21 protein-coding genes and 1 tRNA gene are annotated in these 24,820 nt (G+C 56.8%); 7 read left to right on the top strand and 15 right to left on the bottom strand.

The window, feature by feature from the left end; translation table 11 throughout:
- Nucleotides 1-217: 217 nt before the first annotated feature.
- From clpX to R5R33_RS16735, 7 genes are all read right to left on the bottom strand, one after another.
- Nucleotides 218-1,501 (bottom strand): ATP-dependent Clp protease ATP-binding subunit ClpX, encoded by a 1,284-nt coding sequence (gene clpX / locus R5R33_RS16765; protein ID WP_318953847.1) that lies wholly within the window; start codon nucleotides 1,499-1,501, stop codon nucleotides 218-220.
- A 223-nt stretch (nucleotides 1,502-1,724) separates the two neighbouring features.
- Nucleotides 1,725-2,369, bottom strand: a complete 645-nt coding sequence (gene clpP, locus R5R33_RS16760) for an ATP-dependent Clp endopeptidase proteolytic subunit ClpP (protein ID WP_318953846.1) — start codon at nucleotides 2,367-2,369, stop codon at nucleotides 1,725-1,727.
- Between the two features lie 286 nt (nucleotides 2,370-2,655).
- Nucleotides 2,656-3,969, bottom strand: coding sequence for a trigger factor (gene tig, locus R5R33_RS16755; protein WP_318953845.1), 1,314 nt, complete (start codon nucleotides 3,967-3,969; stop codon nucleotides 2,656-2,658).
- A gap of 178 nt (nucleotides 3,970-4,147) precedes the next feature.
- Nucleotides 4,148-4,232 (bottom strand) — tRNA-Leu (locus R5R33_RS16750).
- Between the two features lie 268 nt (nucleotides 4,233-4,500).
- Complete coding sequence (gene fadA / locus R5R33_RS16745) at nucleotides 4,501-5,676, bottom strand: acetyl-CoA C-acyltransferase FadA (protein ID WP_318953844.1); 1,176 nt, start codon at nucleotides 5,674-5,676, stop codon at nucleotides 4,501-4,503.
- 11 nt (nucleotides 5,677-5,687) lie between these two features.
- The gene (gene fadB / locus R5R33_RS16740) at nucleotides 5,688-7,844 is read right to left on the bottom strand and encodes a fatty acid oxidation complex subunit alpha FadB (protein ID WP_318953843.1); all 2,157 of its coding nucleotides are present in this window, start codon (nucleotides 7,842-7,844) and stop codon (nucleotides 5,688-5,690) included.
- Between the two features lie 403 nt (nucleotides 7,845-8,247).
- Nucleotides 8,248-10,107, bottom strand: a complete 1,860-nt coding sequence (locus R5R33_RS16735; protein ID WP_318953842.1) for a beta-ketoacyl synthase — start codon at nucleotides 10,105-10,107, stop codon at nucleotides 8,248-8,250.
- Between the two features lie 203 nt (nucleotides 10,108-10,310).
- Between R5R33_RS16735 and R5R33_RS16730 the strand changes: the two genes are divergently transcribed.
- Nucleotides 10,311-11,297 carry a GlxA family transcriptional regulator gene (locus R5R33_RS16730; RefSeq protein ID WP_318953841.1) on the top strand — a complete coding sequence of 329 codons (987 nt, stop codon included), beginning with the start codon at nucleotides 10,311-10,313 and terminating at the stop codon, nucleotides 11,295-11,297.
- Between the two features lie 24 nt (nucleotides 11,298-11,321).
- On the opposite strand, the gene R5R33_RS16725 is transcribed toward R5R33_RS16730, so the two are convergent.
- Together R5R33_RS16725 and R5R33_RS16720 are read right to left on the bottom strand one after the other, a co-directional pair.
- Nucleotides 11,322-11,996 (bottom strand): class I SAM-dependent methyltransferase, encoded by a 675-nt coding sequence (locus tag R5R33_RS16725; protein WP_318953840.1) that lies wholly within the window; start codon nucleotides 11,994-11,996, stop codon nucleotides 11,322-11,324.
- Between the two features lie 2 nt (nucleotides 11,997-11,998).
- Nucleotides 11,999-12,508 carry an Hsp20 family protein gene (locus R5R33_RS16720; protein ID WP_318953839.1) on the bottom strand — a complete coding sequence of 170 codons (510 nt, stop codon included), beginning with the start codon at nucleotides 12,506-12,508 and terminating at the stop codon, nucleotides 11,999-12,001.
- A 250-nt stretch (nucleotides 12,509-12,758) separates the two neighbouring features.
- Between R5R33_RS16720 and thpR the strand changes: the two genes are divergently transcribed.
- Nucleotides 12,759-13,367, top strand: coding sequence for an RNA 2',3'-cyclic phosphodiesterase (thpR, locus tag R5R33_RS16715; protein WP_318953838.1), 609 nt, complete (start codon nucleotides 12,759-12,761; stop codon nucleotides 13,365-13,367).
- 94 nt (nucleotides 13,368-13,461) lie between these two features.
- Here the strand turns inward: thpR and R5R33_RS16710 are convergent, their stop codons facing one another.
- Nucleotides 13,462-14,520, bottom strand: coding sequence for a hypothetical protein (locus tag R5R33_RS16710; RefSeq protein WP_318953837.1), 1,059 nt, complete (start codon nucleotides 14,518-14,520; stop codon nucleotides 13,462-13,464).
- A 528-nt stretch (nucleotides 14,521-15,048) separates the two neighbouring features.
- Here R5R33_RS16710 and R5R33_RS16705 point away from each other — a divergent pair.
- Entirely contained in the window at nucleotides 15,049-15,402 is a 354-nt protein-coding gene (locus R5R33_RS16705) for an HPF/RaiA family ribosome-associated protein (RefSeq protein WP_318953836.1), read from the top strand.
- 276 nt (nucleotides 15,403-15,678) lie between these two features.
- Here R5R33_RS16705 and gorA read toward each other — a convergent pair whose 3' ends face one another.
- Nucleotides 15,679-17,040 carry a glutathione-disulfide reductase gene (gene gorA / locus R5R33_RS16700; protein WP_318953835.1) on the bottom strand — a complete coding sequence of 454 codons (1,362 nt, stop codon included), beginning with the start codon at nucleotides 17,038-17,040 and terminating at the stop codon, nucleotides 15,679-15,681.
- A gap of 241 nt (nucleotides 17,041-17,281) precedes the next feature.
- Here gorA and R5R33_RS16695 point away from each other — a divergent pair, with 241 nt between their 5' ends.
- A complete protein-coding gene (locus tag R5R33_RS16695) occupies nucleotides 17,282-17,827 on the top strand; it encodes a hypothetical protein (protein WP_318953834.1) in 546 nt (181 codons plus the stop codon).
- Nucleotides 17,828-17,962: 135 nt separating this feature from the next.
- Here the strand turns inward: R5R33_RS16695 and R5R33_RS16690 are convergent, their stop codons facing one another.
- From R5R33_RS16690 to R5R33_RS16675, 4 genes are all read right to left on the bottom strand, one after another.
- Nucleotides 17,963-19,192 (bottom strand): TIGR01620 family protein, encoded by a 1,230-nt coding sequence (locus R5R33_RS16690; protein WP_318953833.1) that lies wholly within the window; start codon nucleotides 19,190-19,192, stop codon nucleotides 17,963-17,965.
- The gene (locus tag R5R33_RS16685; RefSeq protein ID WP_318953832.1) at nucleotides 19,192-20,631 is read right to left on the bottom strand and encodes a YcjX family protein; all 1,440 of its coding nucleotides are present in this window, start codon (nucleotides 20,629-20,631) and stop codon (nucleotides 19,192-19,194) included. Before R5R33_RS16685 ends, R5R33_RS16690 begins: the two co-directional genes overlap by 1 nt.
- 232 nt (nucleotides 20,632-20,863) lie before the next feature.
- Nucleotides 20,864-21,640: a GIN domain-containing protein gene (locus tag R5R33_RS16680; RefSeq protein ID WP_318953831.1), complete on the bottom strand. Its 777-nt coding sequence runs from the start codon at nucleotides 21,638-21,640 to the stop codon at nucleotides 20,864-20,866.
- A 118-nt stretch (nucleotides 21,641-21,758) separates the two neighbouring features.
- Nucleotides 21,759-22,178 (bottom strand): HIT family protein, encoded by a 420-nt coding sequence (locus R5R33_RS16675; RefSeq protein WP_318953830.1) that lies wholly within the window; start codon nucleotides 22,176-22,178, stop codon nucleotides 21,759-21,761.
- A gap of 527 nt (nucleotides 22,179-22,705) precedes the next feature.
- Between R5R33_RS16675 and R5R33_RS16670 the strand changes: the two genes are divergently transcribed.
- The 3 genes from R5R33_RS16670 (at nucleotide 22,706) to tcdA (ending at nucleotide 24,809) form a co-directional block, all read left to right on the top strand.
- Nucleotides 22,706-23,152 (top strand): globin family protein, encoded by a 447-nt coding sequence (locus R5R33_RS16670; protein ID WP_318953829.1) that lies wholly within the window; start codon nucleotides 22,706-22,708, stop codon nucleotides 23,150-23,152.
- A gap of 228 nt (nucleotides 23,153-23,380) precedes the next feature.
- Complete coding sequence (locus R5R33_RS16665) at nucleotides 23,381-23,845, top strand: FKBP-type peptidyl-prolyl cis-trans isomerase (RefSeq protein WP_318953828.1); 465 nt, start codon at nucleotides 23,381-23,383, stop codon at nucleotides 23,843-23,845.
- A gap of 157 nt (nucleotides 23,846-24,002) precedes the next feature.
- Nucleotides 24,003-24,809 carry a tRNA cyclic N6-threonylcarbamoyladenosine(37) synthase TcdA gene (gene tcdA, locus R5R33_RS16660; protein WP_318953827.1) on the top strand — a complete coding sequence of 269 codons (807 nt, stop codon included), beginning with the start codon at nucleotides 24,003-24,005 and terminating at the stop codon, nucleotides 24,807-24,809.
- Nucleotides 24,810-24,820 lie beyond the last annotated feature (11 nt).

Below are 24,820 nucleotides of genomic sequence, written 5' to 3'. Positions count from 1 at the left end.
ATAACAAGGCCAGCTCGACCAGCGCAGCAAAATAAGTTTAATTCATCGCAATCATCACCGGTCGAAGAGACCCGAAATTCCGGAGACTTCCCCTTTCATAGCACAGAAATATACATTGACCGAAAAGTAGCTGCTAAAAAACACGGAATTGCAGGCACAAAAAAAGCCCCAAATTGGGGCTTTTTTTGTGCCTTGAAATAGCGCGCCCGCAAAGGGCTTACTCTTCTGGTGCAGCTTTCTGGGCTTCAGCCTGCTGATAAACCAGCAACGGCGTGGATTCACCTTTGATCACAGCTTCGTCGATGACCACCTTGGCGACGTTGTCCATGGACGGAATATCGTACATGGTCTCCAACAGCACCGACTCCATGATCGAACGCAATCCACGCGCCCCGGTCTTGCGCTCCATAGCTTTCGAGGCCACGGCATCCAGTGCATCGGCACGGAAATCCAACTCAACACCTTCCATTTCAAACAGCTTGGCATACTGCTTGGTCAGGGCATTGCGGGGCTCTGTCAGAATCTGCACCAGCGCCGCACGATCCAGCTCCTCCAGCGTGGCAGTCACCGGCAGACGACCGACAAACTCGGGGATAAGACCGTAACGCACCAGATCTTCTGGCTCCAGATCCAGCAGAACTTCACCGAAGTTACCCTTGCTGTCTTTGGATTTCACTTCGGCAGAGAATCCGATGCCGCCCTTTTCAGAACGATCGCGAATGACTTTGTCGAGACCGGCAAAGGCACCACCACAGATAAACAGGATATTGGAGGTGTCCACCTGCAGGAACTCCTGCTGCGGATGCTTCCTACCACCCTGCGGAGGTACAGAAGCTACGGTGCCCTCAATCAGCTTCAGCAGTGCCTGCTGCACCCCCTCACCGGAAACATCCCTGGTGATGGATGGGTTGTCAGATTTGCGCGAAATCTTGTCAATTTCGTCGATATAGACAATACCCTGCTGGGCCTTCTCTACATCGTAATCGCACTTCTGCAGTAGTTTCTGAATGATGTTTTCAACGTCTTCACCCACGTAACCGGCCTCGGTCAACGTGGTGGCATCCGCAATGGTAAACGGTACATTCAGCAGTCGCGCGAGGGTTTCCGCGAGCAGGGTTTTACCACTGCCGGTAGGACCAACCAGCAGAATGTTGGACTTACCCAGCTCAACATCTTCCTTACCCTTTACACTTTTGGTGGTGCGCAAACGCTTGTAGTGGTTGTACACCGCGACTGCCAGCACCTTTTTGGCGCGGACTTGCCCGATCACATATTGATCGAGAATTTCAGTAATTTCCTGGGGAGTGGGCAGACGGGAATCGTCACCATCTACGGCTTCCTGAACCTCTTCACGGATGATATCCGTACACAGCTCAACACACTCATCGCAAATGTAAACAGATGGACCCGCGATAAGCTTACGAACTTCCTGCTGGCTTTTGCCACAGAAGGAACAGTAAAGGAGTTTGCCGTTGTCGTCTCCGCTGTTCTTATCAGTCATCTATGTACTCCGTGGTCTGGGCAGCCAGCCGAAATGCGGTGGCAAGTAGGGTTCGTAACCAAGATGCGGCCTTTTGGCAGGATTTTCAAGTTTTTTATCCTTGCCCCAAGCTCCCGGTCGATGGCACCCAAAGAATGTTCTAAATCCGCCAAAATCAGTAGGACAGCTCTGCACTGTCCCGCTGATTTATAGGCATTTCATATCAAATTAAGTAAAAGAGGCGTCACTTCAGCGGCATTTGCCGACGGGCAAGCACATCGTCTACCAGGCCATACTCTTTGGCCTCATCCGCGCTCATGAAATGGTCGCGCTCGGTATCGCGCTCAATATCCGCCAAACTGCGATCCGCATGATGTGCCATCAGCTCATTCAGACGCTTGCGAATTTTGAGGATTTCCTGCGCATGGATATGGATATCGGACGCCTGGCCCTGCGCACCACCACTGGGCTGGTGAATCATCACACGGGAGTTCGGCGTGGCGAAGCGCTTACCCTTGGCACCGGCATTGAGCAAAAATGCGCCCATGCTGCAAGCCTGACCAATACACATGGTACTGACGTCCGGCTTGATAAACTGCATGGTGTCGTAAATTGACATACCCGCGGTGACAGAGCCGCCCGGCGAGTTGATATAAAGATGAATGTCCTTGTCCGGGTTTTCCGCTTCAAGGAACAGCAACTGTGCCACCACCAGGTTGGCCATATGATCTTCGACCGGGCCCACCAGAAAAATCACCCGCTCCTTCAGCAGACGGGAATAAATATCAAAAGAGCGCTCCCCTCTCGCGGTCTGCTCTACCACAATCGGAACCAGACCACTGGCAGCCATAATGTCATTGGATTTAGTGGGGTAATCAAAATAAGCCATGGATACGATGCTTCCTTTTTCGGCGTATTAGGCGGACTGAGAGCTTGCCTGCTCAATAAAGGCACAACTTTCAGAAAATCGGGTCAACCTGAGCTTAACTGCTCGGCGACGATAAAGCCAGCTGGGGTGAATGACAAAGTCGGCGCCCCACTCGAGTCCGGACTGGACACAAAAGGCGGTGGAAAGATGCTTGAAGACTCGCGGGCAAAAAACCCAGAAAAGTATTGCGTGCGGAAAAAATACAGAAGAAAAAACGGCCACCCTGCGGTGGCCGTTTTCCGTAATCTTACGCCTGCTTCTGCGGCTTGATTACGTCGTCGTAAGTGCTTTCCACTTCGCTGACCTTGGCCTTGTCCAGCACAAAATCAACTACCTGATCTTCGAGCACTACAGACTCTACACCAGCCAGCAGTTCGCGGTTGTTGAAGTAGTACTCAACCACCTCTTCCGGCTGCTGATAGGTAGAAGCCAGTTCTTCAACCTTGGCCTTTACGCGATCGCCATCCACAGAAATCTTGTTCTGCTTAACGATTTCACCTACCACCAGACCCAGAACCACGCGACGCTTGGCCTGATCTTCAAACATGGTGTCCGGCAGCATTCTGGCAGCGTCCTGCGGATTGATCTGACCACCAAACTGCTGGATCATCTGGCCGCGCAGGGTGCTGACTTCGCTTTTTACCAGCGCAGCAGGAATTTCTACCTGGTGCTTGTCGAACAGCTGGTCCATGACTTGGGTCTTGACCTTGTTCAGGGCGGCATTTTTCAGCTCACGCTGCATGTTGCTGCGAACTTCTTCACGGAACTTCTCTTCACCACCGGCATCCACACCGTAAGCGGCGAAGAATTCGTCGTTCAGTTCAGGCAGCTCAGGCTTCTCGGAATCGGTCACCTTGATGGTGAATACCGCCTTGGCACCGCGCAGGTTTTCTGCGTGGTACTCTTCCGGGAAGGTCACTTCCACTTCCTTTTCCTCACCGGGCTTCATGCCGATGATGCCGTCTTCGAAACCGGGGATCATGTTGCCAGAGCCCAGCACCAGACGCTGACCTTCCGCTTTACCGCCTTCGAACTCTTCACCGTCTTTACGGCCAACGAAGTCGATGGTCACGCGATCGCCCTTCTGGGCCTTGCGCTTGGTTTCCTTCCAGCTGGACTGCTGCTTGCGCAGTACGTCGATCATGTTGTCTACATCCGCGTCGGTCACTTCAGCAACCGGGCGCTCGATGGAAACCTCAGCCAGATCGGCCAGTGCAACTTCCGGGTAAACCTCAAAAGTCGCGACGTATTCCAGGTTTTCACCGGGAGCGATGCTCTTGGCTTCAATGCTCGGCTGACCAGCTGGCTTGACCTGCTCTTTCTGCACTGCATCGTAGAAAGAGCGGCTCATGACCTCACCCAGGACTTCCTGGCGGACACCGTCACCAAAACGCTGACGCACAACTTTCAGCGGCACCTTACCCTTGCGGAAACCGTTGATACGAACGGTTTTGGCTGCCTGCTGAAGGCGCTTGTCCACTTCCTTATCAACGACCTCTGCCGGCAAGTTGACCGTTAAGCGACGTTCCAGACCGGAAGTTGTTTCGATGGAAACCTGCATGTTATTCCTCGTGAGACTCTTCTCTTCACAGATGCCGGGCTGAAGGAAACGCATCCCAGCACCAGCGATTAGCCTAGCGCCGATAAACCGGCTGCCAAATACAAACAGCCCACGCCATCGCTACTTCCCCCTACAGCAGGGAGAACAGCGCTCACGGCACGGACTGTGTAAATCCTGTTGGTGGGGACGGGGAGACTTGAACTCCCACACCTTGCGGCACCAGAACCTAAACCTGGCGTGTCTACCAATTCCACCACGTCCCCAACTTTCCCCTCGCCGCTAACCTCTTGATTTGCATGGACTTTTGACCAAAAACCCAGCCGGCTCGCAACAAGGGGAGCAGATTGTGCCACAGCGAACACAGGGCTTCAACAGATGCCCGCTGTCAGACACTCTTTCAGTCACTTTTGCGACCAAATCGGGCAAACACACAATGCAGCGGGGCCAAATTGACACCCCGTAACATTTAGCGCTCCCCCAAAAATAAGTGGGGCGCCAGATGGCGCCCCACTTACTTGACTTCAGGGACAATCAGACCCTTTCCACGATCGTGGTAATCCCCTGCCCCAGACCAATACACATGGTCGAAACACCGAGATTGCCACCTTCGTTCTGCATGACGCTCAGCAGAGTGCCGGTAATACGGACACCGGAGCAACCGAAGGGGTGGCCCAGCGCGATGGCACCGCCGTACAGGTTTACCTTGTCGTCCATGACGTCGAGCAGGTTGAGATCCTTCAGCACCGGCAATGCCTGTGCCGCAAAGGCCTCGTTCAACTCGACCTTATCGATATCCTCAATGGTGAGCCCGGCGCGCTTCAGCGCTTTCTTGGTGGAAGGCACAGGGCCGTAACCCATGATGGACGGATCCACGCCTGCAAGTGCCATTTCACGCACTTTTGCGATCGGCGTGAGGCCGAGAGCCTGGGCACGCTCGGCAGACATCACCAGCATCACCGAGGCACCGTCAGTAATCTGCGAGGAAGTACCCGCAGTCACCTGTCCGTGCTTGGGGTCGAACGCCGGTCTCAGCTGTGCGAGTGCCTCTACCGTGGTTTCCGGACGAATGGTCTGGTCTTTTTCCACCAACACCGGCACACCGTCATCATCGTGGCCTTCGATCGCAATGATTTCACGAGCGAACTTGCCCTCTTCTGTTGCTTTCGCCGCGCAGCGATGAGAGCGCGCACCGAACTCATCCATCTGCTGGCGCTGGATGCCGTGCATCATTGCCAGATATTCCGCGGTCATCCCCATGGAACCCGCAGCCTTCGCCATATAGCGACCGAGCATCGGGTTCGGGCTGACGTGTTCCATCATATTCAGGTGCCCCATGTGCTCGACACCGCCGACCACATACACATCACCAACACCGGCCTGGATATTCGCCGCCGCAGTGTGCAGGGAAGACATGGAAGAGCCACACAGGCGGTTTACGGTCTGCGCCGGAACGGTGTGTGGCAGGCCTGCTCGCAGCACGATCATACGCGCCACGTTGAAGCCCTGTTCATCGCGCTGCATTACACAGCCCCAGATCACATCGTCAATTTCTTTCGGATCGAGCTTGTCGTTGCGCTGCAGGAATTTTCTCAGCAGCTCCGCCGACATGTCATCCGCACGCACGTTGCGGTATACACCGTTCTTGGATCGGCCCATGGCAGTACGCGCATAGTCGACAATTACGGCATCTCTAGGATTCAGACTCATGGAAACTCTCCTTACTTGTCGCCGTAGTAGGTTTTGCCATTGGCAGCCATTTCGCGCATACCTTCGGTGGGCTTGTACAGCTCGCCCAGATCACTGTATTGATCAGCCATCTTCACGAAGTTATCCAGGCCGATGCTGTCCAGCCAGGCAAAAATACCGCCGCGGAAGGGCGGGAAGCCAATACCGTAGATCAGCGCCATATCTGCCTCTGCCGGCGAATCGACGATCCCCTCTTCCAGACAGCGAGCCAGCTCGGTCGCCATCGGCACCATCATGCGCGCAACGATCTCATCGTTTTCAAATTCACGGCGATCCGCGACGTGCGGCTTAAGCAGCTCGTAGGTTTCTTCCGAGGCCACTTTTTTCGGGCGACCTTTTTTGTCTTCTTCGTAAACGTAGAAGCCCTTGCCGTTTTTCTGGCCATAGCGACCAGCTTCATACATGACATCAGAAGCAGCGGTAAAGGTTTTACCCATACGCTCGGGGAAGCCTTCCGCCATCACTTTTTCCGCATGCACACCGGTGTCGATACCGACCACATCCATCAGGTAAGCCGGACCCATCGGCCAGCCCCAGCGCTCCATGACCTTGTCGACCTGCTGGAAGTCGGCGCCATCGCGCACCAGCATGGCGAAGCCGGCGAAGTACGGGAACAGTACGCGGTTCACCAGGAATCCGGGGCAATCGCGCACAACGATCGCCTTTTTGCCCATTTTGTTGGCATAGGCCACGACACGAGCAACCGCCTTTTCTGACGTCTTTTCACCGCGGATAACTTCCACCAGCGGCATTTTGTGCACCGGGTTGAAGAAGTGCATGCCGAGGAAATTTTCCGGACGGGAAAGAGGTTCCGCCAGGGTGTCGATGGAAATCGTCGACGTGTTGGAGGCGATCACGGTATCTTCAGAGACTTTGCTTTCCACCTCTTTCAGGACCGCGTGTTTTACCTTCGGGTTTTCCACCACGGCTTCAACCACAACGTCCACATTGTCGAAACCGTCGTAGCTCAGGGTTGGCTCGATACGATTGAGCACCTCACCCATTTCACGCGCGCCCATGCGACCGCGCTCAACCATATTGGACAGCAGCTTGCTGGCTTCTTTCAGACCGAGGTCGATACCGGCCTGGTTGATGTCCTTCATCTTGATCGCGGTGCCCTTGTAGGCGGACTGGTAGGCGATACCGCCACCCATGATGCCCGCACCCAGTACAGCAGCACGCTCGATTTTCTTGTCGGCTTTCTTTTCCCAACTCTTCGCGACCTTGCCGATCATCTGATCCCTCAGGAACAGGCCCACCAGCGATTTGGCGGTTTCGGTCTGAGCGCTGGCGATGAACTGTTGCTGCTCAATCTTGAGCGCTTCATCACGGCCCAGCTTGTAGCCCTGCTCGATGGAGGTCACAGCGTTGACCGGGGAGGGATAGTTGCGACCCGCCTGCTGGCCCACAAACGCCTTGGTGGTGAAGAAAGCCATCAGCGCTTCGGTGTCGTTCAGCGGGATCGGGGATTTTTTGACTTCGCGACGGGCGGTGTAATCCAGTTCGCCAGAGATGGCGCGACCGAGCAGCTTCAGCGCTGCGTCTTTCAGTTTTTCCGTCGGCACAACTGCATCAACGGCATGAGCGGTGAGCGCCGCATCCGGGCGCTGCTCTTTACCGGCGGCAATCCACTCGGCGGCGACGTCCACACCTACCACGCGAGGCAGACGAACGGTACCACCCCAGCCCGGAATCAGACCCAGCTTCACTTCCGGCAGGCCGACTTTCGCCTGCTCGCCCATCACCCGGAAATCACAACCCAGACAGACTTCGAAGCCGCCACCCAATGCATAACCATTGATCGCTACCGCGGTCGGGAACGGCAGATCTTCCAGGCGATTGATGTTTTCGTTGTTCTTGTTCATCAGGTCGGCGATGCCTTCCGCGCCGGCGGAAAACGCACCGCCAAACTCGGTAATATCGGCACCGACGATAAATACACTTTTGCCGCTGGTCAGCAGCAGGCCTTTGATGTCGCCAGCCTTTTCAATCGCATCCAGTGCGCCGGAAAATTCCGCCACGGTAAGACGATTGAACTTGTTGACGGACTCGCCTTCCAGATCGAATTTCAGTTCCGCGATGCCGTTTTCCAGCATTTGCACGGATAGCGCTTTGCCACTAAATAACATTATTGACCTCATTGATTGGTGACCGAATTTTCACCCGGTTGGATGAGCCGGTCCGGGGGTCGGGGTTGTGCAAGACTGAATCCGGACTCGGCGTCCGTCGAGAGTGCGGCATAACTGCGAGCAGCCAATGACGCGCATCCCAATATCAGTCAACGCGAGCAAGTATAGCCAGATTCAAACGTCCGTTTGAATACCATTTCCGCCATATCCACTGTCCTGATTAGTGCGTGAATTGTGGTGAACAGGGTATTCAGCTCAAAATATGACCGAATCGTCGCAAGAAGAGCCAGCGAGAGCAGTTGGGCGAACGAGTGTCGAAAATCGGGGCGGAGCCCGGAAGGGACGCCAGAATATGTGTCGAACCCACCAAAAGTGGGTTCAGAGCACATCTGGGCTAGCGAATTCAGACCATATCCGCGAAGGGGTTTTCCACCGGCAGGACTACTTCACCCGGAACACCGGGCAACTTCAGGGAATGACCGTCCACGGCAATGCCCTCCTCGTCGATCAGGCCTTCACCGAAGCGATAGATTGCATCCAAATCGCCCCGACTCGCGCGGGCGTCATAGGCTGCCGCACGCTCGGCAACCGCTTCGTTGCGCTTGCGATATTCCGTGAGTGCGCGATCCCCGTGCCGTTTGGCCAGCATTTTTTGCGCAATATGCGGCGCAAACACACTCGCGGTCGCATTATTGCCACCGAATCCCTTGGAATTGAGGAACGCCACATCCAGAGATGCCGGGTCCCGCTCCACATGTGTCAGGGACAGATCCAGGTGCTGGTGGTATACATCGTCCGCTACCCGATCGATGGTAGTGATACCGGGGAGAATGCCGCGGTCGAAAATACCCAGGCTGGAAATAAGCTGATCACCACTGGCGGCGGCAACGGTGTGCCCCACAAATGCCTTCACTGCACAAACCGGCCAGTTTTGGATACCGAATGCACCGGCGAGACGATCAAAGATCGCGGATTCTGTTACCCGGTTCTGCGGAGTACTGGAACCGTGCGCCTGTACGAAGCTGCGCTGGCGCAGACTCTCTTCACCAAGAATCGCGCGAACTTCGGACATGGCGCGCGCGACAGTCAGGTAATTACCCGGGCCCGGCGCGGAAATGGATTTCTTGGGACCATCGGCGTTGACGAAGACGTTGGCTACCGCACCATGGATGGGCGCTCCCAGCTCCAGCGCCAGTTCGTCATCCATCAATACCGCCCACTGGCTGCCCTCCCCAAGGGTAAAACCGCAGTTGTCGCCGAAGGGACGGCTGGCACGGCGAAAATCAATTTCATCGCCAAAGATTTTGCGCAGCCCCTCCAGGTTGGCAAGCGCACCCATGGTTGTGTACCCGTCCACAACTTCCGGTACCAGTGGCGCCTCTGCAGCGCCAACCACGGCGACCCGCGCACGACCACAGCGAATATCCTCTACCGCAGCGCGCAAATTGTAGAGATAGGTGGCGCAGGCACCGGCCACAGCACCAGTGGTACCGACACTGCCGAGTACATAGGCATTGACGAAGTCCGCGGGCATGCTGGTCAGACCCAGCGCCAACTGTTTGGAACTCACACGTCCGCCACGCAGTCGCGATTGCAGCAAACCGCCATTGCCGTTGGGATCCAACTGGCTCATTGCGGAACTGGCGTAAACAGAAATCTTGTCCGGACCCGCCTTGGCGGTGACCAGGTCCCAGTCGATACCCAGTGACTGGATGGCGTCAGAGGCACCGAGAATCGCGAGTTGCAGACCACGCGGATGGAAACGGGAATTGTACTGCTCCCCCGGCTCAAAGCCGGTGGGCAGCTGTCCGGCGGACGCGACCGAGATTTCGCGGTAGCTGTCGAGCATGACGGAGAGCTCTGCCGTGCGAACTCGCACCCGCCCGTTGTCCAGGGGCTCTACACTCCATCCTTCCGGCAGCGGCGATGGCAGCTGGCGCGCGGACATTTCGAAGGTGAAGCCACCTTCGCTGCGCAACTCTGCAGGCTGGTGAAAATGACAGTGGCGATAATCGTAGTAGCGAGATTCCAGCTCGCGCACCAGGGTACCCTGTAGCACCTGCTGCTCGAGCTCGGCGCTCAGCGGGCCACTGGCGGCGTCGCCGGTGCGCAGCCCCATCAGGGCGGCGAGATCAGACAAAACATCGGTGCGCTCCGCTGCGCCCAGACGGTCCAGCACCATACGCTTGTAGCCACGGTGAAATGAACTGCGACCAGCGGGGTTAAAGCCCCCAAATGCGGTGATTACGGGTAGGCGCTGCATCCTGACCTCCTGCCTGATTCGAACAAACGAGTGGAAACTGCCCCAGCAGATTCGATGGTGGGCCAGTTTAGGGGCTGGCGATTCGGCCTCGTTATGGGCATACTGGCCAGCAAATTTGAGCATCTGGCCAATCCCCACAGGCGCCGCCAAAAGCGTGCTGCCGTTGACCGCACAGCGGATGACCCCGTCGCAGAGAGTTACCCATGCCAACCGTCACATTCATGCTCGTCGATCAGATGCTTTCCACCGGCACCATGTTGCCGCTGGAAATGCTGCGGGGAGCGGACAGCCGCGCACGGGCAGAGGGTGAAAAAACTCCGCTGAAGCTGGTCACTGCCAGTATCGATGGCAAACCGGTGCAGACGAGTTCCGGGTTCCAGTTGACACCAGATGTGGCGTTGGCCGACGCGCCGGACAGCGACATCATTTACCTGCCTGCACTGTGGCGAAACCCGCGCCCCGCGCTGCGACGCAGCGGTGCTTTACTGGACTGGCTGAAACAGCAGGCAGCGCGCGGTGCGGCGATCAGTGCCGTGGGCACCGGCGTGTGCTTTCTCGCGGAAGCCGGACTGCTGGACGGCAAGCCCGCGACAACCCACTGGCATTACTTCGAACAGTTCGCCGCGAACTACCCCGAGGTCAAGCTCAAGCGGCAGTACTTCATCACCCAGGCCGACAAGTTGTTCTGCGCTGCCAGTGTCAACGCGCTGGCGGATGTGACTGTGCATCTGATCCGGCAGCTTTACGGACCCGCCATTGCCAGCCACGTGGAGCGCAATTTCTCCCACGAAATCCGCCGCCCGTTCGAAGAAATCGCCTACTCCGAGGGCGCGGTACACCTGCACCCGGATGAGGAAATCGTGCAGGCGCAGACCTGGCTGAAACAGCACTGTAGCGAGGACGTAAAACTGAGTGAGGTGGCTAAATTTTTTGATATGAGCGTGCGATCCTTCAACCGCCGTTTCAAACTCGCCACCGGGCAGACGCCACTGCAATACCTGCAGAATGTCCGGGTGGATATGGCACGGGAGCTTCTCCAGTCCACTAATCTTTCCGTCAATGAAATCGCGGAAAAAGTCGGCTATCAGGATATGGGGCACTTCACCGCGCTGTTCAAGAAATTCCTTTCGACCACACCCAGCGAATACCGCACTACCGTGCGCGCAAAGTTGTTCCGCGTAAACACCTGATAGCCATGTATTCCCGTGGGAAAACTACTGTTTTCTCAGGAAAATCACATCCGCACCACAGATCTCCAGCTCTGCCTGCAGCTGCTGCGCCAACCACAGAAACGTTTGCTCGCTGAAAAAAACAATGTGGGTGGGATCGCGGATATAGTGCCAGTTGGCAAACCGCTCGGGACCGGCCACCAACTTGGTCATCAATGCCAGCAGACCGCCCGGTCCAACGCACTGCCACAAACTCTGCAACACCTGTAATGGATCGGCCAGATGCTCAACCACTTCGGTACTGACAATAAAATCGTACTGGTCTTGCAGCACTGAGGAATCCGGCTGGTAATACAGATCGTACGTCGCCACCGAATGCCCTGCCTGCTCCAGCAGACGCGCCAGCAATGGCGCGGGTCCACAGCCAAAATCCAGACCTTTGGCTGCCGGCGGAAGCCTCTCCAGCAAAGGTTCGGCACAGCGATTCAGGAAGCGCTGGTAGCCCTGGTCATTCATGCTGTTTTCGTGGAGATCGTAGTAGGCTTTTTCGGCGCTGGGAGGGAGATGATAGTCCGGCGGAACGAAAACCAGCGCGCATTCCGCACACTGGTAATACGCACGAAGTTTGTCGCGATGATAGAAGTGTGCCGCCGGATGGCGGCACAGCGGGCAGGATGGGGCGGATTCAGATCCGCCATCATTCAGGGGAGAGTCACTCACACTCAGGCGGCTTGTTCACTCTGGGAATTTCCCCGGGCGGACGTTTCCGAAACATCCACATTCGCTGCCTTTTCTGACTGCAGCAAATTGCCACTGGAAATTTCAATCTTGCGCGGTTTCATCGCCTCGGGAATTTCCCGCACCAGGTCAATATGCAGCAGCCCATTTGCCAGCTGCGCTCCAGTCACTCGGACGTGATCGGCAATCTGGAAGCGACGCTCAAAATTGCGCGCGGCAATTCCACGATGCAGGAAGTTACGACCTCCCTCTTCCGCGGCTTTTTTGCCACTGACAGTCAATCGATTCTGCTCCATATGGATATCCAGTTCGGACTGATCGAAGCCCGCAACGGCCATGGAAATTCGGTAAGCATTTTCCCCGGTCAACTCGATGTTGTAGGGGGGGTAGGCAGGTTGGTTCTGCTCCGTAGCCGACATGGAATCCAGCACTGAAGCCAGACGATCAAAGCCGATGGCGGAACGGTAAAGTGGGGAGAGATCTAAATTACGCATTGTCATATCCTCAATTCAGAGCAATATTTGTAGCTATTCATGGATCCATGATTTGGATCATTCATGCAAGCTTCGAATGAAAAACACCCGTACTACTGATACCAGGCATTCAAATCCGCATTTCGCCAACAATACTGACAAGTAGTTACGAAAAAACGGACATCCCGGGAGGCACCTCTGTCGAGCCTGCCGCCCTTAATCTCAGATATGTGGCCATACTTCCCCGCTTCAAGGGTACAAACAAGAAAATATGCAAATTCATAAAACCAATGAAATCACGGACGCGCTTCCTTCAGGGAGTGACCAGCCGTTGCGCTTGTTTATTGGTATAGCGCCGGACCGTGCTACGCAGCGCTTTCTCGACGCCACATGCCAGCATCTCGAACGACAGGGTTTACCCCACAGCTCCCGCTGGATCACCCACGCAAATCGCCATCTCACCCTGGCCTTTCTCGGGGACACGAACGCCGAACATCTGGACACGATTGAACACTGCCTGCGGGAAATCGCCGCTGCCGCCCCCACCTGCTACGGCGAAATTGTCAGCACCCATCCCTTTCCTAAAATGCGCGCAAAACTGCTGGCGGCCGAACTGTTACCCAACCCGCAACTCGTGGAGCTGCAGCAACAGTGCTCGGCGCTGATGCGCGCAATCGGCAAGCAGCCCGAGCGCAAAACCTTTCGCCCTCACTTCACACTGGCGAGAAGCGGGTCAGGGTTTGCTCGCCCGCAACCGCTCGCCACCGCCTTCACCTGCACACTGGACAACCTCACCCTGTACCACAGCCTGCTCGCTCCGGGCGGAAGCCAGTACCGCCCACTGCTGTCACTCCCCCTCAAAGGCCACCCACCGGAGTAAATGGCACCTGCAGGAACAAAATCCGCCCAAACAAAAAAGGCCCGCAAAGCGGGCCTTTTTTGTTTGGACTTATTCTACGGAAAATTGCGACCGATCAGTCCAGCTGCGACAACACGTACTCCGGGTACATCACCAAGCGCGGGCGGGACAATCTACGCGCATCAAAAATAAACACGTAGCGCACCCCCTCATCTTCTGCAGGGATGGTGCGACGGAAGCGCCAGGAGTTGATTTTGTAGGTCTGGCGACCGGCGCTGACAGGCGCTACCAGGCGGTACTGATTCCGTCCCAGAAACTCGAAATCGATTGCCTCACCACCCGATGGGCGAAGGGACAGGTTGCGAAAGGTCTGCTTGCCACTGTCGTCTTCGTCTTCGAGCTCGCTTAAAACCTTCTCAAGCCGCTCCTGCTCACCGCGCGCGTAGGCAAGTAACTCGGGGTCGATCTCACGCTGATCGACTGCCGGCGCCTGCGGCGCGGCCATCTCCGGGGCGGGTTCTGGAGATTCCACCACCGGCTCAGCTGGGGTCAGTGACGCCACACTCGGCGCGGGAATTTCCGGTTTACCCACCGGCTCTTCCGGTTCGACGACCTTGCGTTCGCTTGCCGCCTTCGCTTGCGCCCTATTCTGGTTCTCCGCCTGCACCAGCATGGCCTTCACCAGCTTGTCGACGAGCACCTGTTGCTGAGCAACGCGCACCTTGATGTCCGCCACAGATGCCTGCGAGGACTTCATACGCGTTTCGAGGTCACCAAAGGTGGACTGGATGAACTCTACCCGGCGGTTGCGACTGTCGACGCCACGCTCCGCCATAGAGTGGGCATGGCGCGCCTTGTTGAGGGCCCGCTCGGTATCCGTGCTGGGTGCCTGCTTGTGCTCCCGCTCCGCCGCCTTGAGCTCTTTCAACGTTTGTTCGTAATGCGTACGGGCCTGACCCAGCGACTCCTGTGCACGCTTCAGCTTGTATTCGTAGCCGAGCATTTCATTCTCTACGTCTTCCAGCTCTACCAGCCGGTTTTCCAGAGACTGCTCCATACGTGCAAGTTTGTTTTGCTCAACGGTCAGTGAAGACTCCCCCTGCACCGTCGCGCACCATCCCATTACCCCCACAAAGCCCGCAAAAATCAGCGAGCAACCACGGTTTACCGCCATAGTCAAAAGTCCGTTGTTTGAATTTTTACTTCAGGAAACACAGAGGCGCGCGTGCGCTTATCGCGGAAAGTGTCCGGACTTGCATCGGGAAGCGGATAACACCCTGCAAAACCGGCACACAAAATGCCCCATACGAGGCGTGACAATGTACCCCAGACAGATATACGCAGCAATGACCGTGCCAACGGGATTGCTTGACACGCAGTGACTTGTGCCGCAAATCAGGACTTTTCACGTGACTAGAAAAGTTCCTGCGGACTAACAAATATTTGTGACATTTTATTGATTCGAGAGCTTGATTTTTTTTCTGAGAATCGCATTATGACCTACAGGGAGATAATCCTGATCCGGCATGAAAACCGGCCCGAGCGCAAAACACCCCAAGTTGCCAACCCGGCAACAACTGAACTGCGAACTCCGGTGCTCCGATTTTCACGCCGAACAGACTCCCTACAGGGCGCCCTACCTTCTTTCAGCAAACCGCGTATGCGGCCTGCATAGGTCCTTTATAACCGGAGGTATGTGCCCATGAAATCAGCGCCTTACGATAACATTGTGTTCCGCGATATCGACAAGTCCGCCGCCCTGGCAGACACAGTATCCAAAAAATTGCACAAGCTGGAACGTTATTGTGGCGACATCATACGAAGCCGTGTGGTCCTTGAAGCCCCCCATCATCACAAGCACAAAGGAAAGCAGTACCGCGCTTCCGTTGAGCTTGCCCTGAGCGGCAACCCCGTCACCATTACCAACGAAAGCGATTCCATTCATCGCGCGGTCAATGGTGCCTTTGACTCCGCGGAGCGCTGTCTGAAAGAGCGCGGAGACCGCCGCAAAACCCGCCGGCACCAGATATCGGCGCCGGATATCGAGACCGACTAAATTTGCCGCTACTCGCGGTATCGTGACCAACCGAATATGGCAACCCTAGGGGGAACTGAAATTTTTCCCGTTGCGCTTCTCACTGTCGGAGACCGGCTAAAAGGCAGTCGCCAAACGGCCCGCCACCGAGAAAAATGAAGCGTCGAGCATTCACTCACTGCCCGGCATGGGCAAGGAGCGTGCAGAAATAAAAAAGCTGTGCCGGAAACCGATCCGGCACAGCTTTTTTTATACATCCGATATGCGCTGAAAACTCAGGCTATCCTTCCATCGAAATTATTCCGGCACCGCCTTGCGCATGGTGACAAATTCCTCTGCGGCAGTGGGATGGATGCCAATGGTCTGATCAAACACCGACTTGGTGGCACCAGCCTTCATCGCCACTGCCATGCCCTGAATGATTTCACCGGCGTCGGCCCCCACCATATGCACGCCAACCACCCTGTCGCTCTCCTTGTCGACAATCAGTTTCATCAGCGTCCGCTCATCACGACCACTGACCGAGTGGCGCATGGCGCGAAAGTCAGATTTATAGACGGCAACCGAAATGCCCGCCTGACGGGCCTCCTCCTCGGTTAGTCCCACAGTGCCGATATTGGGCTGGCAGAACACCGCGGTGGGAATATTGTTGTAGTCAATTTCCGCCGTTTTCCCGCTCTGCCAGTGCTTGACCAGCGCCATGGCCTCCGCAAGCGCAACCGGGGTGAGCTCGGGGCCACCGGTCACATCCCCCAGCGCGTAAATAGACGTTACGCTGCTGCGAAAATTGTCGTCCACTCCGATAGTACCGTCCTTGTGGACCACCACCCCCAACTTGTCGAGACCCAGCCCCCGGGTATTGGGGTTGCGCCCCGTGGCGTAAAGCACCGCATCCACTTCCAATACTTCGCCATCACTACCCGTCACCCGCAGGGCACCGCCTTCGAGCTTTTCTATGGATTGCACCTCGTGGTTGAAATGGAGATGGATATCCTTTTTACCCAGCTCATCACGGACGAACGTACGAACATCATTATCAAAACCGCGCAAAAACAATTCCCGGCGATACGAAAGGTGGGTTTTTGCGCCAAGCCCGGCAAAAATCCCTGCAAATTCCACTGCAATATAACCGCCGCCAACCACCAGTATCCGCTGCGGAAACACTTCCAGGGAAAAGATTTCATTCGAGGTGATGGCGTATTCACTGCCGGGAAAGTCCGGCACAAAAGGCCAGCCTCCGGTCGCGACCAGGATGCGTTCAGCGGTGTAACTGTCGTCACCCACATGCACCTGTTGCCGCCCGGTCAGGCGCGCTCGGCCATCGATAATATGTACGCCGGCATTGGCAAGTAGATTGCGGTAAATTCCATTGAGGCGGGTGACCTCTTTCGCATTATTGTCCCGCAGGGTGGCCCACACGAAACGGGCATCTTTCTGGCCTTCCCAACCGTAGGCTTCCGCATCTTCGAACGTTTCCCGGTAGGCACTGGCGTAGACAAACAGCTTTTTCGGGACACAACCCACATTCACACAGGTACCGCCCATGTAGCGCTCTTCCGCCACCGCCACCCGCATGCCAGCAGCCGCAGCCATGCGGGCAGCGCGCACACCACCGGAACCTGCGCCAATCACAAAAAGGTCAAAATCAAACTCAGACAAAACTTACTCCTTACACTCTACTCATGCCGCCATCTGCGCTTGCTATACGGTTGCCGATTCGCACTATTGTCAGGTTAAACACACCTGATCAGTACAGGGAAACGCGCACTGGTCCACAATTGGCACATAAGTGACAAATCATACTTAAAACTCGTTGACATAAGACTGGCGTTTCGATATTCATGTGACGCTTATCACAATAACAAGCCTGATAGCTAAAACAACAGTAGGGCATTCAACAATGAAAACGCCAGACGCCTCCAAGACACGGTCTTTTTTCCACTCCGCTCTCACTCGCAAGCTGATACCGCTGTTCGCAACAGTAGTTACCTGTTTTTTCACCACGATCAATGCCAATGCAACCAGCTCTCACCCGGCATATCTCGACGATGCCTATTGCGATAGCGTGGTCGAACAGTTCGTGGATTCAGGTATGCGCAGCCTCGGGAAATACATCAACGAAAACTTCAAACCCGAGTACAAGGGCGGCATCCGCAATACCATCAACTTTCTGAATCAGCGCGCGGAATGGCTGGGAGAGTGCGACTCTTACCTGAAAGACACCGCAGACAGTCGTATTTTTTACGATGAAAAAAACACCAAAGATATTTTTGAAGCAATAGAGGCACTGGCCAAAGAACTGCAACTGGTGCGCGAAGGGGTTGAGTATCCCGATGCGGTAGGCAACAACAATCCGCGCCCGTTCGTCAAAAGCCGCTTTGATACCCTGGCGAAACTGGTAGACCAGCACCACACCCGGATGCTGATGAAAAAACAGTTCCGCTAATCACGCCAAAGAGCGTCACCGGATAAGACCGTGCAGGCCGGACACTCCCGGCTGCGCGGTCTATTTACCACGCCCACCATTTCCAGCTCACTCTGCCGATTGATTGGTCCACCGCCAGCTTCTCCACTGAAGCGATTATTGATCGCGGGCGCTGCGTGACGGTGAACCCTCCTGCACCTCTTCCTGGATAATCCTGTCCGCGTCACCAATGGTGGATGCTGAAGCGGGCCAATTATTGCGATCTCGTCCCAACAACCGCTCTTTCAGGCTGACGGCAATCCGCTTGGTTAGCGCACCCAGCCGCGGGCGCTGCTTTTCGGAAAAGGGAATCGGGCGGCAGCTGTGAACGGCGGCGAGTCCAATTCTCGCCATAAACAGGCTGGCACCCATGCCCTGCCCCAGTCGCGCGGACACTGTGCTCAACATGCTGTCGCCCACCAATTCGGGCCAAAGCTCGCTTACCGCATATTCACTGGCACCGCTGTAGGCAATCAGGGCCAGTACTTTCTTGAACAGTCGCCAGCGCACGACCACCGACGGCCGCACTCCGTAAATCTGGGCGACGTCGTCAATCATGCGCATCGATTGCCGAAGAGCAACCAGAACATCCAGCGTGGTGAAGGGACTCAACCCTACCAGGGCACCGGTGGTTGTGGCGTGGCGAACAATGCGCCGCAGAGCCTCCTGGTCCAATGCCTCAAAGAAATTCAGCTCAAGATGCCGCAATAGTTCGCTGTTGTCATAGTAGTCCGGCATCTCGTCCTGCACCCGGGCGAGCAACGCTCCCTGCGGCTTGCCAGCAAAGAGCTCACTCAACTGCTGGTTGAGCGGCTCGACCGCGTCTGTGGCACGACTGTCGCGCACCTGTGCCGCAAGTTCCTGGGTTTTCTGCAACTTACGCAGCGGCCGGCCTGCACGGAAATACTCCCACACCGCACTCGCCATGGTGAGCACCAGCGCGCCGATTACTACCCCGGCCAGTAAGCCCAGGGTCCAGTGCATGTCTGCCGCCCAGTAAAAAAACTGCCGCAGCTCCCAGAACACCGCACCGAACGTGAGTGCCAGAGCCGCAAGCAGCGCCGGCTTCCACAGCCGCAGACGAAACACCGGCAGACGTAGCTCGGAAAAGGAGATTTTGTCCGGCAGCGACTCGCCAGTGGTAATGGAACGCGGCAGCTGCGCGGGTTCTTCCGCGAGGGTTTCCACCCGGGTACTGGCGCGCCCCCGCTTCGAGGGTTCTTCCGCTTCGAGGTTTTCAATGCGGGTCTGGCGTCGGGTACTGGCCGCTGAAGTCGGCTCATCACTTTCGCCGCGTTTAGCGCGCGCATTTTCGTCGCCAGGATAGTTTTTGCCAGAGCCAGCCATCAGAGCTTATCTCCCAACAACAGATTCAACAGCGCATCCATGCGGATATGTGGCATATAACCTTCCCGCCCGATTCCCATGGGCGGCCGCAGCTGCGGCGGCAAGCCGCCCTTGTAGTGCTGCCACTCTCCTTCCTGCGGCAAGTGCGCGAGGATTTCCGCATTCTCAAACCCGAGATAGCTTCCATCCATAGCGTGGCCCACCAGCAAACGGCGGCCGTCGCGGACACTTTCGTTGGAGCAGCGCACCGCAGCAATTGCCTCACAGAACAGCGGCAGACCGCGATGGCGGGCACCGGAAAAAACCTGCTGTAACTGCTGACCAAGAAGCTGGCGCAGCGAGTCGTGATCCGCCGCCAGTACCTGATCGACCTTGGTGGCCGCGAACACCAGACGATCGATGCGCGGGCGCCAGAGTTTGCGCAACAGCCCATTGCTGCCGTAATTGAAGGTGTCTGCGATTTGCCCGAAAGCTTTGCGCATGTCTTCGAGGGCGTCCTCGCCCGCAAACAGGGTACTGATCAGGTCCACCAGTACCAGCTGGCGATCCAGGTGGCGGAAGTGACTGTCGACGAATGGTGTCACCCGCTCGTCCACGTAGTGCCGATAGCGGGCTTGCAACACCTTGTACACGCTGTCTTCGGGCAGTGCGTCGAGGTCGGACTGAATGCGGTGGCCAATCCCCAGCAGGGGGAAAAAACCGTACTCTTCGTTGTCGAGCAGTGCCCTTCCCGGCTGCAGATAACTGAGCTTGCGGACGCTGCGACAGTCGCGCAGGAACTGCCGGTAGTTCTGCCACAGGCTGTCGATCTGCCGTTTATCCGCAGTGGCATCCGGCGCAAGCCCGTGCAACTGTGACAGCAGCGCCGGCGCCAACCCGGCCCGCGGCTCCTGCTCCAGCAGATCTCGCTGGTGACGGCACCAGGTGGTGAAATCCATCCGCAACAGCGGCAGGTCCATCAGCCACTCGCCGGGATAGTCGCGGAATTCGAGGATGATTTTTTGCCGGTAATTGCGCCCGAGACGACGCCCCTGAAGGTGCACATGCAGCTCGAGCGCCGACAGTTCGCGGGTAGATTCCGGCCAGCGAGGCGGGTTGGCGGTCAACGCCTTCAAGCACTGCTGGTACTCGAACAGGGGCAACCCGGTATCGAGCGCAGGGTGCAGCTCTGCCCCCTGCAAGCGCCCATTCAATGCCGGGGAAAAGCCGGGTAACTGCGCGCGGTCGGGATGGCTGAGCTGGTAGATGAGGCTGGTAATCAGAGTGGATTTACCGGCGCCACTGAGGCCGGTAATACCGATACAGATACGCCGGTCGAGCAGTCGTTCGGCCGCCCAGTGGGACTTCTCCACCGCCTCTTTACGCAGCTTTCGAAACTGGCGTTTGAAGGCGCGCAAGCGGCCTTTAGCCCCCCCGGGCTGATCTTCAGCAGAACCCATGAAAACTCCTTTTGCACACCGAATCTCTAAGCGCATGTATACACCCGGGTTTATGCCCAGCATACGCCTTCGGGGCGGGGAGCGCGGCGAAAGCGTTGTGGAACCTGCAGCACCATGGCACAAGGATGGTGGTCCAAATGACCGTTTCAACCCCTGAAGTCTATATGTTTCCACACAATGCAAAAGCGCGGCCGGGGCCGCGCTCTGGGATACTTTGGGGGAATAACGCGAATCACTCCACCAGGGCGACGTCGCCAGACCCCATCACCGAGAAGGACTCGTTCGCCGGGCGCTTCAACACAATGTCACCGGAACCCATGATGGCACCGCCAGCGTTGGTGGCACTAAGGCTTCTGCCCATAAAGTCGCCACTCCCCATCACCGTGACATTCAGATTCGCCACCTTGCCACCAATAGCCATATCGCCTGAGCCCTTGATCTGGGCAGAGAAGTCCTCACCGATAAAATTGTCCATGCGGATGTCGCCGGAGCCGGTGATGCCCGCGGAGCCGTGCACCGCCAGCACCGTACCCAGAATCAGGTCTCCGGAACCGGTAACGCCGGTGCTGAGAGCCTCCGCCGCCACTTTATCCACCTTGATCATGCCGGAACCGGTTACACGCAGGTCGAGCTTCTCGCTCTCGAGGGTATCCGCCTGCGCATCCCCGGAGCCGGTCACACGAATAGCAGTGACGACCGGCAGAGTGACACGAAACTCGATTTCCGGCTCGGTGCTGACGGTAACCACGCCGAACAGGCTCTTGCTGTCCGCCTCCACCCACAGGGACAGGTTGCCATCCCCATCCACTTCAGCACGGGCATAGGGCAGATATTTTTCCTCGCCATGGGCGGTTACAGAAAATGTATTCCCCTGTACCACCTTGAGGTCGGAACTACCTTTTAGCGCGATGGCAGAGAAACTTTCCAACTGGAAGGTCTTGCTGGAGTCCTGCGCCTGCACGGCGCCAGCGCCCAGCACCAGTAGCAGCAGTGCGGAAAAAATCGACATTCTGGAAATCATGAGCCGTTAACCTGTTCTTTTGTTGATTGCCACTGAGACGCAGTCACCCAGTGATCTGGATGCAGGGGCGGGCAAATTTTCTCACGGGGGGGATCCCCTCCCCATGTCACTCCACGCTGTCGCGGTAGCCCAGCTCCACCAGGGCTGCACGGAGTTTCGCCGCCTCTGCGGCCAGTACCTCCGGCTCTGCGGGCTGCTGCAATGCAAAATCCAGTTCGGCAATTCCGTCAATTGGCACCAGATGGTAGTGGGTGTGTGGCACCTCTAATCCCGCCACCATTACCCCTACCCGCTTTGGCGAATAGACCTTCTTCTGTGCCTTGGCCACCTTACCGGCCACATCCAGCAGGTGCGCACTGATCGCTGCAGGCACGTCATCCCAGTGGTCCACTTCCGCAACCGGAATGACCAGGCAGTGACCCGGTTTGACCGGTGCGATGGTCATGATCGCTACAGCGACCTCATCGCGCCACACAAAGTGCCCCGGCAGTTCGCCGTTAATGATACGGGTAAAAATACTAGCCATCTTGTGCCTCGTTCTATTATCCAGAGACTGCTACAGCAGCTCGAAAGCGACCAAAAATTAAACCAAACCTAGCAACGCTGGCAGGAGGCAGGCGTTACATCCTGCGCAGTAGAAATTACTCGAGACCGGGAAGTCTAACAGTGCCACTTTCAACGACGCCACCCGGACAGTTCTCTACTGACTCTTTAGGGTCACAACCAGGGCCACACCGAAACCAGAGAGAAGGAAAAAAACCCGACAAAAACCGTCACAGGAGGCAATGCACGCCAGGGTTTTGCACCTAATTAAACCCACGCAGCATAACCCGTGGAAGGCTGTGACAATTTCATGGCGTTTCGTTGGCAGGGGTATCCCCATCCCGTAGTCTTGCCACCCATATCGCGACAGGCAGTCCCAGCCCCTCCCCGGGATCCGCACAACGGCGGGAAAATCTACCGGGAGAGTGTCGGCAAAGCGTATCGACAAACCGAGGCAATTCGGACACCACCGCGACACACTGATTACCATCTCATCGGGGGAATCCACCAATGCCAAGCGCCGCGCCCACGTTACTGCCTATCCAAACGCCCGCCCCCAAGGGCCCGGCGACAGTCACCCCTAAGGAACAAGGCTGTCCGCTGGGACTGCTCGCTCGCCTGGGCGGCCGCCAGTTTCTCAATCAGACCGTAGCCGAGTTTTATCAGGCCATTGGCAAATACATGGCGCCTGAAGATGCCGCCGATCACGACAAGCAACACAGCCGACAAGCCCAGTTCCTGAGCCATGCGCTTGCCGGTGAGTCGGAACCCACCTACAGCGCGCGCGCCAACTTCCTCGCCCGGGGCCTGAACCCGGCGCTGTTTGAAGCACTGCTCGAATATCTCGAAGCGCGACTCCTTGAACTGGGCTTCTCCTCGGCAATATGTGACCAGCTGGTACGCACCACCAGCAACCTGCTGGGACGCGGTGAAGAACCCCTCTCGATCGCCTGCTGACGCCCACCATTCCCATCCGGCACGGCCCCGCAATCGGGGCACCGCCTCTTCCGCCTATATATTTCAACATCCCATTCCCGGGGAGTAACCGCAGCACAGCCCCGGCTCGGTTGCGAGTGCCGGGTCGGCCCCATACAATGCACGCTCATTCAGCCTTATACCCCCGTTTGCTTTCCTTCCGTAAGCGGTAAGCGCTACAACTCACTCTCAAGACACAAGAGATTGCCAATGAAAATTGCTAACCACAGCGTGGTGGAGATCAACTACACCCTGAAAGACGCCGAAGGTACCGTGATCGACACTTCCGAAGGTGGCCAACCGCTGAAATACCTCCAGGGCGTGGGCAACATTATTTCCGGGCTGGAAAAGGAAATGCTGGACAAGAGCGCCGGTGACAAATTCACCGTGGTGGTTGCGCCGGAAGACGGCTACGGCCCGCAGAATCCGGAACTGATCCAGACCCTGCCGAAGGACGCGTTTGGCGGTGTTGAAGAACTGCAGGTAGGTATGGCGTTCCGCGCCCAGAGCACCGAAGGTCACCCGATCGAAGTGGAAATCATCGACATCGACGGCGACCAGGTCACCATCAACGGCAACCACCCGCTGGCCGGTGTGGAACTGCACTTCGACATCGAAGTGGTTTCCGTGCGCGAAGCGACGCCGTCAGAGATCGACCACGGTCACGTGCACTAAGGCCCGATCCGGTTACCGCGGGGCGCACTCTGCGCCCCGCACCTTACTCTCCCACGCACCATGTCCAAGCGAACGTAGAATTAGCGCGCATCCATCGGCGAAATCTACACGTACCGCTCTCCAGTGAAATCTCCCGTAAAACAGTCCGGATAAACCCATGTCTCTCAGTGACTCCTACCTGCAACGGTTTGGCGGCATCGCCCGACTCTACGGCACAACCGCACTCGAGGCGCTGCACACAGCCCATGTGGTGGTTATCGGTATCGGTGGGGTCGGCAGCTGGACCGCGGAAGCGCTGGCGCGCAGCGGCATCGGTAAAATCACCCTGATCGACCTGGACGATATCTGTATCACCAACACCAATCGCCAGATTCATGCCCTGGTGGACACCGTGGGTGAGATCAAGGTTGAGGTGATGGCAGAGCGGCTGCGGGCGATCAACCCGGAAATTGAAGTCCACACCCACGAAGACTTTATCGCCAGCGACAATTTTGCCGAGCTGCTCAACCCGGAAAATACCCCCATTGATCTGGTGGTGGATGCGTTTGATAACGCACGGGTCAAGGCGTCTCTGATCGCTTACTGCAAGGCGAGAAAAATCCGCCTGATTACCGTGGGCTCCGCCGGAGGTAAAACCAACCCCGCCGCGATCGACTGCACCGATCTAGGGCGCACGGTGAGCGACCCGATGCTGGCGAAAGTGCGACAACACTTGTATCGCTTCCACAATTTCCAGAAGTCCAGCAAACGTCAGTTCGGTGTCGATGCGATCTACTCCACCGAACCCATGGTGTACCCGCAGCCGGACGGCCAGGTCTGCCAGCAAAAAAGCGGTATGCAGAACGGCGTCAAACTGGACTGCAGTGGTGGTTTCGGCGCTGCCACCATGGTTACCGGTACTTTCGGTTTCGTGGCGGCGAGCAAAGCGATAGAGCGAATTCTGAAACAGCGCGGGAAAAATTGATCGAATGGAAT

Source organism: Microbulbifer pacificus, from assembly GCF_033723955.1.
GTDB lineage: Bacteria > Pseudomonadota > Gammaproteobacteria > Pseudomonadales > Cellvibrionaceae > Microbulbifer > Microbulbifer pacificus.
The sequence above is the reverse complement of the archived record's forward strand: the minus strand, read 5'-3'. Positions and strand labels throughout refer to the sequence as shown.

Excerpts from the sequence above, each read along its gene's own strand:
- clpX (WP_318953847.1), bottom strand. The coding sequence starts at position 1,501 with ATGACTGATAAGAACAGCGGAGACGACAACGGCAAACTCCTTTACTGT.
- clpP (WP_318953846.1), bottom strand. The coding sequence starts at position 2,369 with ATGGCTTATTTTGATTACCCCACTAAATCCAATGACATTATGGCTGCC.
- tig (WP_318953845.1), bottom strand. The coding sequence starts at position 3,969 with ATGCAGGTTTCCATCGAAACAACTTCCGGTCTGGAACGTCGCTTAACG.
- fadA (WP_318953844.1), bottom strand. The coding sequence starts at position 5,676 with ATGAGTCTGAATCCTAGAGATGCCGTAATTGTCGACTATGCGCGTACT.
- fadB (WP_318953843.1), bottom strand. The coding sequence starts at position 7,844 with ATGTTATTTAGTGGCAAAGCGCTATCCGTGCAAATGCTGGAAAACGGC.
- R5R33_RS16735 (WP_318953842.1), bottom strand. The coding sequence starts at position 10,107 with ATGCAGCGCCTACCCGTAATCACCGCATTTGGGGGCTTTAACCCCGCT.
- R5R33_RS16730 (WP_318953841.1), top strand. The coding sequence starts at position 10,311 with ATGCCAACCGTCACATTCATGCTCGTCGATCAGATGCTTTCCACCGGC.
- R5R33_RS16720 (WP_318953839.1), bottom strand. The coding sequence starts at position 12,508 with ATGCGTAATTTAGATCTCTCCCCACTTTACCGTTCCGCCATCGGCTTT.
- thpR (WP_318953838.1), top strand. The coding sequence starts at position 12,759 with ATGCAAATTCATAAAACCAATGAAATCACGGACGCGCTTCCTTCAGGG.
- R5R33_RS16710 (WP_318953837.1), bottom strand. The coding sequence starts at position 14,520 with ATGGCGGTAAACCGTGGTTGCTCGCTGATTTTTGCGGGCTTTGTGGGG.
- R5R33_RS16705 (WP_318953836.1), top strand. The coding sequence starts at position 15,049 with ATGAAATCAGCGCCTTACGATAACATTGTGTTCCGCGATATCGACAAG.
- R5R33_RS16695 (WP_318953834.1), top strand. The coding sequence starts at position 17,282 with ATGAAAACGCCAGACGCCTCCAAGACACGGTCTTTTTTCCACTCCGCT.
- R5R33_RS16690 (WP_318953833.1), bottom strand. The coding sequence starts at position 19,192 with ATGGCTGGCTCTGGCAAAAACTATCCTGGCGACGAAAATGCGCGCGCT.
- R5R33_RS16685 (WP_318953832.1), bottom strand. The coding sequence starts at position 20,631 with ATGGGTTCTGCTGAAGATCAGCCCGGGGGGGCTAAAGGCCGCTTGCGC.
- R5R33_RS16680 (WP_318953831.1), bottom strand. The coding sequence starts at position 21,640 with ATGTCGATTTTTTCCGCACTGCTGCTACTGGTGCTGGGCGCTGGCGCC.
- R5R33_RS16675 (WP_318953830.1), bottom strand. The coding sequence starts at position 22,178 with ATGGCTAGTATTTTTACCCGTATCATTAACGGCGAACTGCCGGGGCAC.
- R5R33_RS16670 (WP_318953829.1), top strand. The coding sequence starts at position 22,706 with ATGCCAAGCGCCGCGCCCACGTTACTGCCTATCCAAACGCCCGCCCCC.
- R5R33_RS16665 (WP_318953828.1), top strand. The coding sequence starts at position 23,381 with ATGAAAATTGCTAACCACAGCGTGGTGGAGATCAACTACACCCTGAAA.
- tcdA (WP_318953827.1), top strand. The coding sequence starts at position 24,003 with ATGTCTCTCAGTGACTCCTACCTGCAACGGTTTGGCGGCATCGCCCGA.